Below are 13,339 nucleotides of genomic sequence, written 5' to 3' on the forward strand. Positions count from 1 at the left end.
GTGCGGGCGGTGTGCGACCGGGCAAGGATAAGCCAGCCTTAGGCGCAAGCCGGCCTCAGTCGAACAGACCGCGCCAGAACGCCGGGCCCAGCTTGGCCATCTTGCGCAGGAAATCGAAGAAGCCGGTGTAGGGGCGGTCGCGGAACCGGCGCTGCCGCCACAGGTATTCGCCGATGAAGAAGCCGCCGACGATGCCGTAGTTGAGCAGGTTGGCGAACCACGACCACTGGTCCTGGGTGATCGCCACCGGCGGCGCCTGCCCCAGCCGCGCGAGCACGCCGCCGGGCACGGCGATCGTCGCCAGCGCCGCGTTGGCCAGCGCCAGGCCGCCCAGCAACCAGGCCCAGGCCGCGGTCAGGCGGCGCGAATAGCGGTACACGTCGGCCGGCAGCTGCGCCGGCGCGCAGCCGTCCAGAGCGGCGACGATGCGGGTGATCAGGCCCTCGCGCGGCGCGCGCAGGCTGCGCCCGAACCACCACGCCAGCGCCGCGGTGAACAGCACCGGCGGGGTCAGCAGCAGCAGTTGCGGGTACACGGTGTCGGCCAGCGCGGCCAGGCCGGCGACGATCGCCGCGAACAGCGCCCAGGGGCCCGCGCGCAGCGCCAGCAGGCCGTCGACCTGCACGATCAGGGCCAGGTCCACCAGCGCCAGCACCGCCGGCCAGCCGCCGCCGTCGTGGCTGGCCCAGTGCGCCAGCAGCGGGTAGGCGACGGCCAGCAGCAACCGCAGCACGGCGGCGGTCATCGACGGCGCATCCGCGGCCGGCCGGGGCGCGGCGGCGTTCAGGCCGCGCGGCTGCGCTCGACGTGCGCCGACAGCGCGCGCAGCGAGCCGAAGATGCGGCGGTTTTCCTCGTTGTCCGAGCGCAGCTGGAAGCCGTAGCGCTTGGACACCGCCAGCGCCAGCTCCAGCGCGTCGATCGAGTCCAGGCCCAGGCCTTCGCCGAACAGCGCCGCCTCGGGGTCGATCTGCGCCGGGTCCACGTCTTCCAGGTTCAGGGATTCGACCAGGAGCTGGGCGAGTTCGTGTTCGGCGGGGCTCAGTTGCGACATCGGGTCGGGTCCAGCGGTTACGGCAAGGTGCGCCACGATCCGGCATCGCGGGCCGGCGCGCAACCCGCCCGGTCGGGCGCGCGATGCGGGCGGCGGACCGGGGCGGCGAGCTATCATTCGCCGATGAGCTCAACCACCCCCGCGCCCGGCCCTGCCGGCGCCCCGGACGCCAAGCTGAACGAAACCGCGTCCGCGCCCCTGACCCCCGACGTGCTGGTCATCGGCGGCGGCCCCGCCGGCACCACCGCCGCCACCCTGCTGGCGCGCAAGGGCTGGCAGGTGCTGCTGCTGGAGAAGGACGCGCATCCGCGTTTCCACATCGGCGAATCGCTGCTGCCGATGAACCTGCCGATCCTGGAGCGCCTGGGCGTGCTCGAACAGGTCAAAGCGATCGGCACGCACAAGCCCGGCGCCGAGTTCCCGATCGACGACCGCAACTACAACACCTTCCGCTTCGAGCGCGCGCTGAATCCCAAGTTCGGCTACGCCTACCAGGTCAAGCGCGAGGAGTTCGACCAACTGCTGTTCCGCAACGCCCAGGCCAACGGCGTGGACGCGCGCGAACGGGTCAAGGTCGAGAAGGTGGAGTTCGGCGCCGACGGCCGTCCGGCCACCGTGCATGCGCGCGCCGCCGACGGCAGCGCGCTGACCGTGCGCCCGCGCTACGTGGTCGACGGCAGCGGCCGCGACGCGTTCTTCGGCAGCCAGCTCAAGCTCAAGCGCAAGAACCCGCTGCACCAGTCCGCGGCGATCTTCAGCCACTTCACCGGCGTGCAGCGCCGCGAAGGCGAGGACGCCGGCAACATCACCGTGCAGCGCTTCGCCCACGGCTGGATGTGGCTGATCCCGCTGCAGAAGGACGTGATGAGCGTCGGCGCGGTGTGTTTCCCCGAATACCTCAAGCAGCGCCGCGGCGAGACCGAGGCGTTCCTGATGAAGACCCTGGAATCCGAACCGCAGGTGTGGGCGCGCATGCGGGGCGCGCAGCGGGTGGGCGCGGTGCACGTGACCGGCAACTATTCCTACACCTGCACGCAGATGACCGGCCCGGGCTGGGTCATGGTCGGCGACGCCTACGCCTTCGTCGATCCGGTGTTCTCCTCCGGCGTCTACCTGGGCATGAACAGCGGCGAACAGGCGGCCGAGGTGGTCGACGGCGCGCTGCGCGAGCCCGCGCGCGAGGCGCAGCTGCAGCGCGCGATGGTCAAGCGGCTCAAGCGCGGCCTCAAGCACTTCCAATGGTTCATCTACCGCTTCACCACACCGGTGATGCAGAGACTGTTCAGCGACCCGCGCAATCATTGGCAGGTGGAACAGGCGGTGATCTCGATGCTGGCCGGCGACGTGTTCGACAACCCGGCGGTGCTGCGCAGGCTCAGGCTGTTCCGTCTGGTCTATGCGCTGACCGCGCTGCGCATGGCGCCGACGGCGCTGCGCGGCTGGCTGCGCCGGCGCCGTCAGGTCGGCGTGGATTTCCGCGGCGACACGCTGCAGCAGGGCAACCCGTGAGCGCCGCCGCGACCATGGCCGCGCCCACGCCGCGCTACAACGTCGACTACGCCGACGCCGCGCCCGCGACGGTGCTGGCCGGCGAGGACGTGCTGGCGGTGTTCGGCTTCGGCGCGCAGGCGCCGCGGCACGACGATCCGCGCTACCTGCGCGTGGCGCTGGAACCGCAGGACGCGCCGCGCCTGGAAGTCTGGCGCGGCTGCGCGCCGGTCCAGTACGGCCGCGACGGCGACGTGGCCTGGTCCGAGGACGGCGCGCTGCAGTTCGGCGCGATCGAACTGGACGAGCCGGAAGGCGGCGAGCGCAACGAAGGCATCGCCGCCGCCGCCGAGGCGATTTATGCGCGCCTGACCGAATTCACCCGCGAGCGCGGCTACCCGCATCTGCTGCGCATCTGGAATTATCTGGACGGCATCACCGTCGGCCAGGGCGACGCCGAGCGCTACCGCATGTTCTGCATCGGCCGCGCCGCGGGCCTGGGCGATTTCGACCCCACCCTGCTGCCGGCCGCCACCGCCGTGGGCCAGGTCAGCGACGGCAGCCGGCCGCCGCGTCTGCAGGTGTACTGGCTGGCCTCGCGCACGCCGGGCACGCCGCTGGAGAACCCGCGCCAGGTCAGCGCCTACCGCTACCCGCGCCAGTACGGCCCGCAGCCGCCCAGCTTCGCCCGCGCGATGCTGCCGCCGGCCGCCAGCGCCATGCCGCTGCTGCTGTCGGGCACCGCCGCCATCGTCGGCCACGAGTCGCGCCACGTCGACTCGGTGGACACGCAGCTGGACGAAACCCTGGCCAACTTCGACAGCCTGATCGCCGCCGCGCGCGCGCAGCGCCCGGCGCTGCCTTCGCGCCTGGGCACCGGCGCGCGGCTCAAGGTGTACGTGCGCGACCGCGAGGAGGTGCCGGCGGTGCTCGCCGGCCTGGACGCGCGCCTGCCCGGGGTGCCGCGCATCGTGCTGCAGGCCGCGGTCTGCCGGCGCGAACTGCGCGTCGAAATCGACGGCGTACACGATCTCTAGGAGCAGCGTTTCTGCCTTGGGGTAGGAGCGGCGTGAGCCGCGACCGCGAAGCTTCGGGCGCCTGCGCAAGTCGCGGCTCACGCCGCTCCTACCCCAAAGCGATGGCTGCGAGCCGCCCAGGGGTGCCGAAAGACACCCTGTCCGGCGACCACCGGCCCTTGAATCCGCGCCAACCGCCAGCATCATGGCCCCGAGCGCATTTGCGCCTGCACGGGAGACCGCAACGATGGGATTGATCAGCCTGATCTGGGGCATAGTCGCGATGATCTGGATGGTGATCGCGTTGATACCGTTGCTCGGTTGGGGCAACTGGTTCCTGATCCCCTTCGCCGCCATCGGCGCGATCATCGCGGCCATCGGCATCCTGTTCACCCGCGAACAGCACCGCGGCCGCGCCAAGGCCGGCCTGGTGCTCAACGCCATCGTCATCGTGGTCGGCGTGATCCGTCTGTCCATGGGCGGCGGGATCATCTGATGTCCGAAGCGCCGGGCGGCCCAGCCGCCCGGCGCCATTGCCCTGACTTCGGGGTAGGAGCGGCGCAAGCCGCGACCGCGCAACTACGACCACCGACGCGAGCCTCGATCCGGACTGTGTGAGCGACGTGACTCACGATTACTCCACAAACCGAAATGCCGCTGCAGCCGAGCAATCGCGGCTCACGCCGCTCCCACAGAAGGCTAAGAGCAACCGCTTTGGGGTAAGAGCGGCGTAAGCCGCGACCGCGGAGCTTCGGCCACCTGCGCAGGTCGCGGCTTACGCCGCTCCTACCCCAAAGCCAAAAGCCAGAAGCGCTAGGCCGTGGCCGTCTGCGGCCGCGCTGCCAGCAGCGCACGCGTATGCGCATGCCGCGGCGCGCGCAGCACCTGCGCGGTGGCGCCGGTCTCGACGATGCGGCCGGCTTCGAGCACGGCGATGCGCTCGGCCACCGCAGCCGCCGCGGCCAGGTCGTGCGTCACGAACAGCAATGCCAGCCCGCGTTCGCGCTTGAGCCGCGCCAGCAAGGCCAGTACCGCGGCGCGGTGGTGCGCATCCAGCGCCGACACCGCCTCATCGCAGACCAGCAAGTCCGGATCGGTGGCCAGCGCGCGGGCGATGGCGATGCGCTGACGCTGGCCGCCGGAGAACTGGTGTGGATAGCGGTCCAGCATCGCCGCCTCCAACCCCACCGCCTGCAGCAGCTCGCCGGCGCGCGCGCGGCGCGAGCCGGCGTCGCCGCGCCCGTGGATGCGCAAGGGCTCGGCGACGATATCGGCCACGCGCATGCGCGGGTCCAGCGACGCATAAGGGTCCTGGAACACCACGCCGGTGCGCGCGCGCAGCGCACGCAGGGCGCGCGACGTGGCGCGGTTCAAATCGACGCCATCCAGCAGCACCCTGCCCTGCGCGCCGCGCAGCAAACGCAGCAGCGCGCGGCCCAACGTGCTCTTGCCGCTGCCGCTCTCGCCGACCAGAGCCAGGCCTTCGCCGCGCCGCAGTTCGATATCGACCGCGTCCAGCGCCGCGCGCGGCGCACGCGGGTAGCGCATGCTCAAGGCCTGGCCGCGCAACAGCACCGGCGCCTCGCCGGTAACCGGCGGCAAGGCTGCGATCGCGTCTGCGGCCAGCAACTCGCGCGTGTAGGCATGCGCGGGCGCGGCGAACACCGCACGGGTCTCGCCGCGCTCCACCGCCTGCCCGCGCTGCAACACCACCAGTTGTTGCGCGTAGGCGCCCACCAGCGGCAGGTCGTGGCTGATCAGCAGCAGCGCCAGCCCGTCCTCGCGGCGCAGCGCGTCGAGCAGGTCGAGGATGTCGCGGGCGATGCGCGCGTCCAGCGCGGACGTAGGTTCATCGGCGATCAACGCGCGCGGGCGCGTGGCCAAGGCCAGGGCGATCGCGATGCGCTGGCGCTGGCCGCCGGAGAACTGATGCGGGTAGCGGCGCAGCGCCGCATCCGGCTCGGGCAGTTGCACGCGCGCGAGCAGCGCCTGCGCTTCGGCGCGCGCGGCGCCGGCGTCCAGGCCGCGCACCGCGCGCAAGGTTTCCTGCAACTGCGCGCCGACGCTGCGCAGCGGATGCAGCGCCGCCAGCGGGTCCTGCGGCACCCAGCCCAGCACGCGGCCGCGCAGCGCGGCATGCGCGCGCGAACCCAGTGCGATCTCCTCGCCGCCGACCTGCAGGCGGCCTTGCGCGCGCAACGCCGGCGGCAGCAGGCCCAGCAGCGACAAGGCGCTCAAGCTCTTGCCGCTACCGCTCTCGCCGACCACGCCCAGGCACTGCCCGGCCTGCAATTGCAGATCCAACGGTCCCAGCAATTGCCGCGCGCCGGCATCCACGCGCAAACCGCTGAGCGTCAGCAGCGCGCTCATGCGGCCGCGGCCTCGCGGTCGCCGCGCACGTCCAGCCAGTCGCGCAAGCCGTCGCCCAGGAACTGGAACGCGGCCAGCGTGACCACCAGGAACGCCGCCGGGAACAGCAGCGTCCACGGCGCGCTGTCGAGTTCCTGCACGCCCTCGGCGAGCAAGGTGCCCCAACTGGCCGAAGGCTCGTCCACCGACAGGCCCAGGAAGCCCAGGAAACTTTCGACCAGGATCGCCTGCGGCAGGATCAGGCCCAGGTAGACGAAGGCCAGCGGCAACAGGTTGGGCAGCACGTGCCAGCGCAGGCGCTGGCCGAAACCGGCGCCGGCGGCCTGCGCGGCGAGCACGAACGGCGCCTCGCGCAGGCGCGCGGCCTCGGCGCGCATCACCCGCGCCAGGTCGATCCACACATAGCCGCCGATGGCCGCCAGCAACAGCCCCAGCGAACGCTCGAACAGGGTCAGCAGCAGGATCACCACCAGCAGGAACGGCAGCGCCGAGAACACGTCCAGCACCCGCAGCAGCGCGCGCTCGACCCGGCCGCCGGCCAGCCCGGCCACCGCGCCATAGCCGAGCCCGATCGCCAGCGCGACCACGCTGGCGAGCAGGCCGATGCTCAGCGACAGCCGCCCGCCGGCCAGGGTGCGCGCGTACACGTCGCGGCCGATGGCGTCGGTGCCGAACCAGTGCCCGGCCTGCCCCGGCGCGGCCGACAGCGCCTGCCAGTCCGGGGTGTGCGGGTCGTAGGCGCTGAGCCCGGGGCCCAGCCAGCACAGCAGGGCCAGCCCCGCCAGCACCGTCAGGCAGGCGCGGGCCAGGGGCGGGAGGGTGCGCAGGGGCGGCATGCGGGCCATCGTACCGGCACATGCCGGCTCGGCATATGCAGATGACGCATCGCCTTTTCCGTCGCGGCGGCCTTTGCGGCCTTATTCCCTACATGGCGAATAGGAAATGCTGACGATGAAGGCCAAGTACGCACTGCGCGCGATGTGCGCGCTGGCGCGCGCCGACGACGGCCGGCTGCAAGCCCGCGCCATCGCCGAACACAGCCGCACGCCGGAAAAATTCCTGGAATCGATCCTGGTCGACCTGCGCGAGGCCGGCTTCATCCACAGCCGGCGCGGCCACAAGGGCGGCCACGCCCTGGCGCGGCCGGCCGAGCAGATCCGCGTGGGCGACCTGATCCGCGCCATCGACGGCCCGCTGGCGCCGGTGCGCTGCGCCAGCGTCAGCGCCTACCGCCCCTGCACCGACTGCCCCGATCCGGCGCAGTGCGAACTGCGTGGTCTCATGCGCTCGGCGCGCGACGCCCTGGCCCAGGTGCTGGACGGCTGCAGCCTGAGCGAGCTCGCGCGCGGCCACGGCGCGGCGCTGCTGGCGGAGCACGCGGCATGAACGCCGCGCGCCGCCGCCGCGGTCCCGCCCCCGCCGTGCCCGGCGACGAGGCCGAGCCGGCGGTGAACATCGTCAACCTCAGCGACAGCGAGTTCGCGGTGCTGACCGCATTGCGCGAAATCGGCTACGGCCAGGTCGAGGTGGTGGTGCACGCATCGCAGATCGTGCAGATCACGCGCAGCCAGCGCGTGCGCGTGGACGAAGGCCGGAGCCGGCCGCTGTGAAGGCGCGCCTGCGCCCGCACGGCTTAGGCTGTCGTCGCTGGCCACCGGCTTCGACGGACTGAGGCCCTCGCCCCGACGCGCGCGTTCCGCCGCGAACGCACCTCCCCCTTTCAGGATCACGCCATGCCCTACCGACATCGGCGCGCCACCGCGACCGCCGCACTCTCCACCACCGTGCTCCACCCCGTTCCCTGGCTGCTGGGCGCGCTGGGCTGCGCGCTCGCCCTGCCCGCGCAGGCGCAATCGCAAGTCAGCGTCGAAGAACTCGCGCGCCGGCTCGAAGCCATCGAACAACGCCTGGGCACCGCCAGCCCCGCGGCCGGCGACGGCACCGCCGCCGTCGACACCGCCGATCTGGACCAGCGCCTGCGCGTGATCGAGCGCAAGCTGGAGCTGCAGGCCGAAGCCGAGGCCGCGCGCGTGGCGTCCGCGCCCGTGGTCTCGCTCAGCGCAGCCAAGGGCCTGTCGATCAAGTCGGCACCGCCCGGCGACGTCGAAGTGAAGTTCCGCGGTCTGATCCAGGCCGACGGCCGCTTCTTCATCGGCGACGAGCGCGTTCCGCAGAACGACACCTTCCTGTTCCGCCGCGTCGAACCGACCATCGAGGGCACCTGGGGTTCGCTGTTCGCGTTCCGCCTGGGCGCGCAGCTGGCCGGCGACAGCGCCACCGTCAACGACGCTTACGTGGACCTGCGCTTCAGCCCGCGCGCGACCGTGCGCGTGGGCCGCTACAAGGTGCCGCTGGGCCTGGAGCGGCTGCAGTCCAGCAGCGCCGGGGCCATGGTCGAGGGCGGCTTCGCCAGCGAACTGGCGCCGGTGCGCGACCTGGGCGTGCAGCTGCAGGGCGAGTTCGCCGAAGGCGCGCTCAGCTACGCGATCGGCGCGTTCAACGGCGCGCCCGACGGCCGCGACGGCGCCACGACCAACCCCGACAACGAGTTCGAGCTGATCGGCCGCGTGTTCGTGGAGCCGTGGAAGAACAGCGGCGGCGCGCTGTCGGGCCTGGGTTTCGGCGTCGGCGCCAGCCAGGGCGACAAGCGCGGCAGCGGCAACAATTTCCTGCCGCGCTACCGCACGCCGGGGCAGGCGCAGTTCTTCAACTACCGCAGCACCGTGCTCGCCGACGGCCAGCACAGCCGCTGGTCGCCGCAGGCCTACTACTACCGCAACCGTTTGGGTCTGCTGGGCGAATACATCAGCGCCAGGCAGGAGGTGCTGCTGCCCACCGGCAACGCGCGCGCCGCGCTGGACCACCGCGCCTGGCAGCTCACCGCCGGCTGGGTGCTGACCGGCGAGGACGCCAGCTATCGCGGCGTGGTCCGGCCTAACCAGGCGTTTACTCCGGGCGGCGCAGGCTGGGGCGCGTTCGAACTGGTCGCGCGTTACGGCCGCCTGAGCATCGACGAGGACGCGTTCCCGCGCTTCGCCGATCCCAACGCGGTGGCCTCGCAGGCCGACAGCTGGGGCCTGGGCCTGAACTGGTACCTCACTTCCAACTTCAAGCTGGTCGCCAACTACACCCACACCGACTTCGAAGGCGGCGCGGCCGCAGCCGCCGATCGCGAAGACGAAAAGGCTTTCTTCACGCGCGCGCAACTGTCTTTTTGAGCCCATCGCCACGACCGCACGGGAACCTAACGATGAAGACCCTGCTTTCTAGCTTCGCCCTCGCGTTCGCCCTGGCCGCCGGCACCGCCTCGGCCAAGGACGTGGAACTGCTCAACGTCTCCTACGACCCCACGCGCGAGTTCTACGCCGAGGTCAACACCGCCTTCGCCGCGCAATGGAAGCAACAGACCGGCGAAACCCTGAAGATCCGCGCCTCGCACGGCGGCTCGGGCAAGCAGGCGCGCTCGGTGATCGACGGCCTGGAAGCCGATGTGGTCACCCTGGCGCTGGCCGCCGACATCGACGCCATCGCCAGCAACGGCAAGCTGCTGCCGGCGAACTGGCAGACGCGCCTGCCGCATCAGAGTTCGCCCTACACCTCGACCATCGTGTTCCTGGTGCGAAAGGGCAACCCCAAGGGCGTGCGCGACTGGGGCGACCTGGTCAAGCCGGGCGTGGCGGTGATCACGCCCAACCCCAAGACCTCCGGCGGCGCGCGCTGGAACTACCTGGCCGCCTGGGCCTGGGCCTCGCAGCAGTACCGCGACGGCGGCAAGGTGGTGGACTACCTGACCCGCTTGTTCAAGAACGTGCCGGTGCTGGACACCGGCGCGCGCGGATCCACCACCACCTTCGTCGAGCGCGGCATCGGCGACGTGCTGCTGGCCTGGGAGAACGAAGCCCTGCTCACCCTCAACGACCCGGCCACGCGCGGCAAGTTCGAGATCGTGGTGCCCAGCCTGAGCATCAAGGCCGAACCGCCGGTGGCCTGGGTCGACAAGAACGTGGCCAAGCACGGCACGCGCAAGCAGGCCGAGGCCTATCTGCGCTTCCTGTACACGCCCGAAGGCCAGCGCCTGGCGGCCAAGCACGGCTACCGCCCGGCCGAGCCGGACAAGGTGCCGGCGGCCGAGCTGGCGCGCTTCCCGCAGGTCAAGCAGGTGACCATCGACAACGCCTTCGGCGGCTGGAAGAAGACCCAGGCCGAGCACTTCGCCGATGGCGGGTTCTTCGATCGGATTTATCAGCCCAAGTGAGAGCCGATAACGCCACGCACTGCGTTTGCCGTCATTCCCGCGAAAGCGGGAATCCAGTGACTTCAGCGCGTGGTGTCAATTCTCGGAAGACATCTATACAACGCCGGCCCTCTGGATGTTCGGCTCACGCCGAAGTAAAGCGGAGCCCGCCTTCGCGGTAATGACGAACCAAAGCAAACCCATGTCATGAGCACTCTCGCCCTGCCCTCGCTCCCCGCCGCACGCGGCCGCCGCCCCTTGCCGGGCTTCGGCCTCAGCCTGGGCCTGGGCCTGGCATGGCTGAGCCTGGTGGTGCTGCTGCCGCTGGCGGCCTTGGCCGTGCGCGCCGCCGGCCTGGGCCTGGACGGTTGGCTGCGCGCGGTGCAGGACCCGCGCGTGCAGGCGTCGCTCAAGCTCAGCTTCGGCGCGGCCTTGCTCGCCGCCGCGCTGGCCTCGCTGGCCGGCGCGCTGGTGGCCTGGGTGCTGGTGCGTTACCGCTTCCCCGGCCGGCGCCTGCTCGACGCACTGGTCGATCTGCCCTTCGCGCTGCCCACCGCAGTGGCCGGCATCGCCCTGACCGCGATCTATTCGGCCAACGGCTGGATGGGGCGCTGGCTGGAACCGGCCGGGCTGAAGATCGCCTACGCGCCGGCCGGCATCGTGATCGCGCTGGTGTTCATCGGCCTGCCGTTCGCGGTGCGCACGGTGCAGCCGGTGCTGGAAGCGCTGGGCCGCGAACAGGAGGAGGCCGCGGCCTCGCTGGGCGCCTCGCGCCTGACCACGCTGCGCCGGGTGATCCTGCCGGAATTGCTGCCCGCGCTGCTGACCGGCTTCTCGCTGGCCTTCGCCCGCGGCCTGGGCGAATACGGCTCGGTGATCTTCATCGCCGGCAACCTGCCCTACAAGACCGAGATCGCGCCGCTGCTGATCACCATCCGCCTGGAGGAGTACGACTACAACGGCGCCATCGCCATCGCCGCGCTGCTGCTGGCGGCCTCGTTCCTGTGCCTGCTGGCGATCAACGCCATACCCTCGCTGTTCGCGCACGAACGCCGGGAGCAACGCCATGACGCGTGAACGCGACGACTTGCAGGAACCGGCCTGGCTGCGCTGGACGCTGATCGGCGCGGCGGTCCTGGTGATGGCGCTGCTGGTGGTGATGCCGCTGCTGATGGTGCTGGGCGCGGCTTTCGAGAAGGGCGTGGGCGTGTGGTTCGCCGCGCTCAAGGAGCCCGACGCGCTCGCCGCGCTGCAGCTGACCCTGTTCACCGCGGCCATCGTGATCCCGCTCAACGCGGTGTTCGGCGTGCTCACCGCCTGGGCGGTGACGCGCTTCGAATTCCGCGGCAAGCGCGTGCTGCTGGCGCTGATCGACCTACCCTTCGCGGTGTCGCCGGTGGTCGCCGGCCTGTGCCTGGTGCTGCTGTTCGGCTCGCACGGCTGGTTCGCCGATTGGCTGGCCGCGCACGAGATCAAGATCCTGTTCGCGCGCCCGGGCATTGTCCTGGCGACGCTGTTCATCACCTTCCCCTTCGTGGTGCGCGAGCTGATCCCGCTGATGCAGCAGCAGGGCGCCGACGAGGAACTGGCCGCGCGCTCGCTGGGCGCCGGCGCCTGGACCATGTTCCGCCGCGTGACCCTGCCCAACATCAAATGGGGCCTGCTCTACGGCGTGCTGCTGTGCGCGGCCCGGGCCATGGGCGAGTTCGGCGCGGTGTCGGTGGTGTCGGGCCATATCCGCGGACTCACCAACACCCTGCCGTTGCATATCGAGATCCTCTACAACGAATTCGACAGCACCGCGGCGTTCGCGGCCGCGTCGCTGCTGGCCGGCCTGGCGCTGATCACCCTGGTGATCAAGTTCTGGCTGGAAGCGCGGCACGGCGACGCCCTGGCGCAGTCCCATCACAGGCGGCACTGACATGAACCTGGCGAGAGCGAACGAAACCGCGCTGTGGCGCACCGACCTGGACGCGCTGGTGCCCTCGGCCGTCGCGGCATCGTCGCCGGCATTGGGCGATGATGGCACCGGCACCCCAGCGGGCAAGGGCATGGACCTGCACATCCAGGGCATAGGCAAACGCTACGCCAACGTCGCCGCGCTGGACGCGGTGGACCTGGACATCGCCTCGGGCGAGCTGGTCGCGCTGCTGGGTCCCTCGGGTTCGGGCAAGACCACCCTGCTGCGGGTGATCGCCGGCCTGCTGCACCCCGACCGCGGCCGCTTGCTGTTCGGCAGCCAGGACGCCACGCGCCTGAGCCTGCGCGAGCGCAACGTCGGCTTCGTGTTCCAGCATTACGCCTTGTTCAAGCACATGACCGTAGCCGAGAACATCGCCTTCGGCCTGCGCAGCCGGCCGCGTTCGCGCCGCCCCGACAAGGCCAGCATCGCCCGCCGCGTGCAGGAACTGCTGGGCCTGATCCAGCTGCCCGATCTGGGCGGCCGCTACCCCGAACAGCTGTCCGGCGGGCAGAAGCAGCGCGTGGCGCTGGCACGCGCGCTGGCCATCGACCCCACCGTGCTGCTGTTGGACGAACCTTTCGGCGCGCTCGACGCCAAAGTCCGCGTGGAACTGCGGCGCTGGCTGCGGCGCCTGCACGAGCAGACCGGGCAGACCACGCTGTTCGTCACCCACGACCAGGAAGAGGCGCTGGAACTGGCCGACCGCGTGGTGGTGCTCAAGGACGGCCGCATCGAACAGGTCGGCACGCCCGAACAGATCTATCGCGAACCGGCGTCGGCCTACGTGTTCGATTTCATCGGCCGCGCCAACGCGCTGGACGGGCGTGTGGATGCGGGGCGTTTCGTCGCCGAGGGCCAGGCGCTGGCGTTGCCCGCCGAAGGCCTGGCCGACGGCGCCGCACGCCTGTACGTACGCCCGCACGACCTGACCCTGGCCGCTCCCGGCGAGGGCCTGCCCGCGCGCGTGCTCAGCGCGCATCGTTTGGCCGACCGTATCACCGTGGAACTGCAGGTCGCGGGCCAGGCCAAGCCGCTGGAGTTGGACTTGGTGGCAACGCCGGAAGCGGCGACGCCGGAAGCGGGCAGCACGGTGGGGCTGCGGCCGTTGCGGTATCGGGTGTATCCGGCTTAGTGAAAAGCTGCCCTCACCCCAACCCCTCTCCCGTGAACGGGAGAGGGGCTAAAAGCAGAAGCGTCGGATCTGTCCCCTCTCCC

At 71.2% G+C, this 13,339-nt stretch carries 14 protein-coding genes; 10 read left to right on the forward strand and 4 right to left on the reverse strand.

The window, feature by feature from the left end:
* Nucleotides 1-55 precede the first annotated feature (55 nt).
* Nucleotides 56-745, reverse strand: coding sequence for a COG4648 family protein (locus tag DX914_RS15370; protein ID WP_115860349.1), 690 nt, complete (start codon nucleotides 743-745; stop codon nucleotides 56-58).
* A 38-nt stretch (nucleotides 746-783) separates the two neighbouring features.
* Nucleotides 784-1,053, reverse strand: a complete 270-nt coding sequence (locus DX914_RS15375) for a phosphopantetheine-binding protein (RefSeq protein ID WP_115860351.1) — start codon at nucleotides 1,051-1,053, stop codon at nucleotides 784-786.
* A gap of 123 nt (nucleotides 1,054-1,176) precedes the next feature.
* Here DX914_RS15375 and DX914_RS15380 point away from each other — a divergent pair, with 123 nt between their 5' ends.
* The 3 genes from DX914_RS15380 to DX914_RS15390 all read left to right on the forward strand — a co-directional run bounded on the left by DX914_RS15380 (nucleotide 1,177) and on the right by DX914_RS15390 (nucleotide 4,053).
* Nucleotides 1,177-2,562: an NAD(P)/FAD-dependent oxidoreductase gene (locus DX914_RS15380; RefSeq protein WP_115860353.1), complete on the forward strand. Its 1,386-nt coding sequence runs from the start codon at nucleotides 1,177-1,179 to the stop codon at nucleotides 2,560-2,562.
* Nucleotides 2,563-2,576: 14 nt separating this feature from the next.
* A complete protein-coding gene (locus DX914_RS15385) occupies nucleotides 2,577-3,578 on the forward strand; it encodes a chorismate transformation FkbO/Hyg5 family protein (protein ID WP_196778953.1) in 1,002 nt (333 codons plus the stop codon).
* Between the two features lie 226 nt (nucleotides 3,579-3,804).
* Entirely contained in the window at nucleotides 3,805-4,053 is a 249-nt protein-coding gene (locus DX914_RS15390) for a hypothetical protein (protein WP_115860355.1), read from the forward strand.
* A 317-nt stretch (nucleotides 4,054-4,370) separates the two neighbouring features.
* On the opposite strand, the gene DX914_RS15395 is transcribed toward DX914_RS15390, so the two are convergent.
* The gene (locus DX914_RS15395) at nucleotides 4,371-5,927 is read right to left on the reverse strand and encodes a dipeptide ABC transporter ATP-binding protein (protein ID WP_115860357.1); all 1,557 of its coding nucleotides are present in this window, start codon (nucleotides 5,925-5,927) and stop codon (nucleotides 4,371-4,373) included.
* Nucleotides 5,924-6,763: an ABC transporter permease gene (locus DX914_RS15400; RefSeq protein WP_115861207.1), complete on the reverse strand. Its 840-nt coding sequence runs from the start codon at nucleotides 6,761-6,763 to the stop codon at nucleotides 5,924-5,926. Before DX914_RS15400 ends, DX914_RS15395 begins: the two co-directional genes overlap by 4 nt.
* Nucleotides 6,764-6,869: 106 nt before the next feature.
* Between DX914_RS15400 and DX914_RS15405 the strand changes: the two genes are divergently transcribed.
* The 7 genes from DX914_RS15405 to DX914_RS15435 all read left to right on the forward strand — a co-directional run bounded on the left by DX914_RS15405 (nucleotide 6,870) and on the right by DX914_RS15435 (nucleotide 13,256).
* Complete coding sequence (locus DX914_RS15405) at nucleotides 6,870-7,313, forward strand: RrF2 family transcriptional regulator (protein ID WP_115860359.1); 444 nt, start codon at nucleotides 6,870-6,872, stop codon at nucleotides 7,311-7,313.
* The gene (locus DX914_RS15410) at nucleotides 7,310-7,537 is read left to right on the forward strand and encodes a DUF2292 domain-containing protein (RefSeq protein WP_115860361.1); all 228 of its coding nucleotides are present in this window, start codon (nucleotides 7,310-7,312) and stop codon (nucleotides 7,535-7,537) included. The genes DX914_RS15405 and DX914_RS15410 overlap by 4 nt, the downstream gene beginning before the upstream one ends.
* A 123-nt stretch (nucleotides 7,538-7,660) precedes the next feature.
* Nucleotides 7,661-9,145, forward strand: a complete 1,485-nt coding sequence (locus DX914_RS15415; protein ID WP_115860363.1) for an OprO/OprP family phosphate-selective porin — start codon at nucleotides 7,661-7,663, stop codon at nucleotides 9,143-9,145.
* A gap of 32 nt (nucleotides 9,146-9,177) precedes the next feature.
* The gene (locus DX914_RS15420) at nucleotides 9,178-10,182 is read left to right on the forward strand and encodes a sulfate ABC transporter substrate-binding protein (protein ID WP_115860365.1); all 1,005 of its coding nucleotides are present in this window, start codon (nucleotides 9,178-9,180) and stop codon (nucleotides 10,180-10,182) included.
* Between the two features lie 186 nt (nucleotides 10,183-10,368).
* Nucleotides 10,369-11,238, forward strand: a complete 870-nt coding sequence (gene cysT, locus DX914_RS15425) for a sulfate ABC transporter permease subunit CysT (RefSeq protein WP_115860367.1) — start codon at nucleotides 10,369-10,371, stop codon at nucleotides 11,236-11,238.
* Nucleotides 11,228-12,082, forward strand: coding sequence for a sulfate ABC transporter permease subunit CysW (gene cysW / locus DX914_RS15430; protein ID WP_115860369.1), 855 nt, complete (start codon nucleotides 11,228-11,230; stop codon nucleotides 12,080-12,082). Before cysT ends, cysW begins: the two co-directional genes overlap by 11 nt.
* Before the next feature lie 130 nt (nucleotides 12,083-12,212).
* Nucleotides 12,213-13,256 carry a sulfate/molybdate ABC transporter ATP-binding protein gene (locus tag DX914_RS15435; RefSeq protein WP_115861209.1) on the forward strand — a complete coding sequence of 348 codons (1,044 nt, stop codon included), beginning with the start codon at nucleotides 12,213-12,215 and terminating at the stop codon, nucleotides 13,254-13,256.
* Nucleotides 13,257-13,339: the final 83 nt, after the last annotated feature.

It is taken from the genome of Lysobacter silvisoli (assembly GCF_003382365.1).
In the GTDB taxonomy this organism is placed as follows: Bacteria; Pseudomonadota; Gammaproteobacteria; order Xanthomonadales; family Xanthomonadaceae; genus Lysobacter; species Lysobacter silvisoli.

Coding starts and splice junctions, on each gene's coding strand:
- DX914_RS15370 (WP_115860349.1), bottom strand. CDS start 745: ATGACCGCCGCCGTGCTGCGGTTGCTGCTGGCCGTCGCCTACCCGCTG.
- DX914_RS15375 (WP_115860351.1), bottom strand. CDS start 1,053: ATGTCGCAACTGAGCCCCGCCGAACACGAACTCGCCCAGCTCCTGGTC.
- DX914_RS15380 (WP_115860353.1), top strand. CDS start 1,177: ATGAGCTCAACCACCCCCGCGCCCGGCCCTGCCGGCGCCCCGGACGCC.
- DX914_RS15385 (WP_196778953.1), top strand. CDS start 2,577: ATGGCCGCGCCCACGCCGCGCTACAACGTCGACTACGCCGACGCCGCG.
- DX914_RS15390 (WP_115860355.1), top strand. CDS start 3,805: ATGGGATTGATCAGCCTGATCTGGGGCATAGTCGCGATGATCTGGATG.
- DX914_RS15395 (WP_115860357.1), bottom strand. CDS start 5,927: ATGAGCGCGCTGCTGACGCTCAGCGGTTTGCGCGTGGATGCCGGCGCG.
- DX914_RS15400 (WP_115861207.1), bottom strand. CDS start 6,763: ATGCCGCCCCTGCGCACCCTCCCGCCCCTGGCCCGCGCCTGCCTGACG.
- DX914_RS15405 (WP_115860359.1), top strand. CDS start 6,870: ATGCTGACGATGAAGGCCAAGTACGCACTGCGCGCGATGTGCGCGCTG.
- DX914_RS15410 (WP_115860361.1), top strand. CDS start 7,310: ATGAACGCCGCGCGCCGCCGCCGCGGTCCCGCCCCCGCCGTGCCCGGC.
- DX914_RS15415 (WP_115860363.1), top strand. CDS start 7,661: ATGCCCTACCGACATCGGCGCGCCACCGCGACCGCCGCACTCTCCACC.
- DX914_RS15420 (WP_115860365.1), top strand. CDS start 9,178: ATGAAGACCCTGCTTTCTAGCTTCGCCCTCGCGTTCGCCCTGGCCGCC.
- cysT (WP_115860367.1), top strand. CDS start 10,369: ATGAGCACTCTCGCCCTGCCCTCGCTCCCCGCCGCACGCGGCCGCCGC.
- cysW (WP_115860369.1), top strand. CDS start 11,228: ATGACGCGTGAACGCGACGACTTGCAGGAACCGGCCTGGCTGCGCTGG.
- DX914_RS15435 (WP_115861209.1), top strand. CDS start 12,213: ATGGACCTGCACATCCAGGGCATAGGCAAACGCTACGCCAACGTCGCC.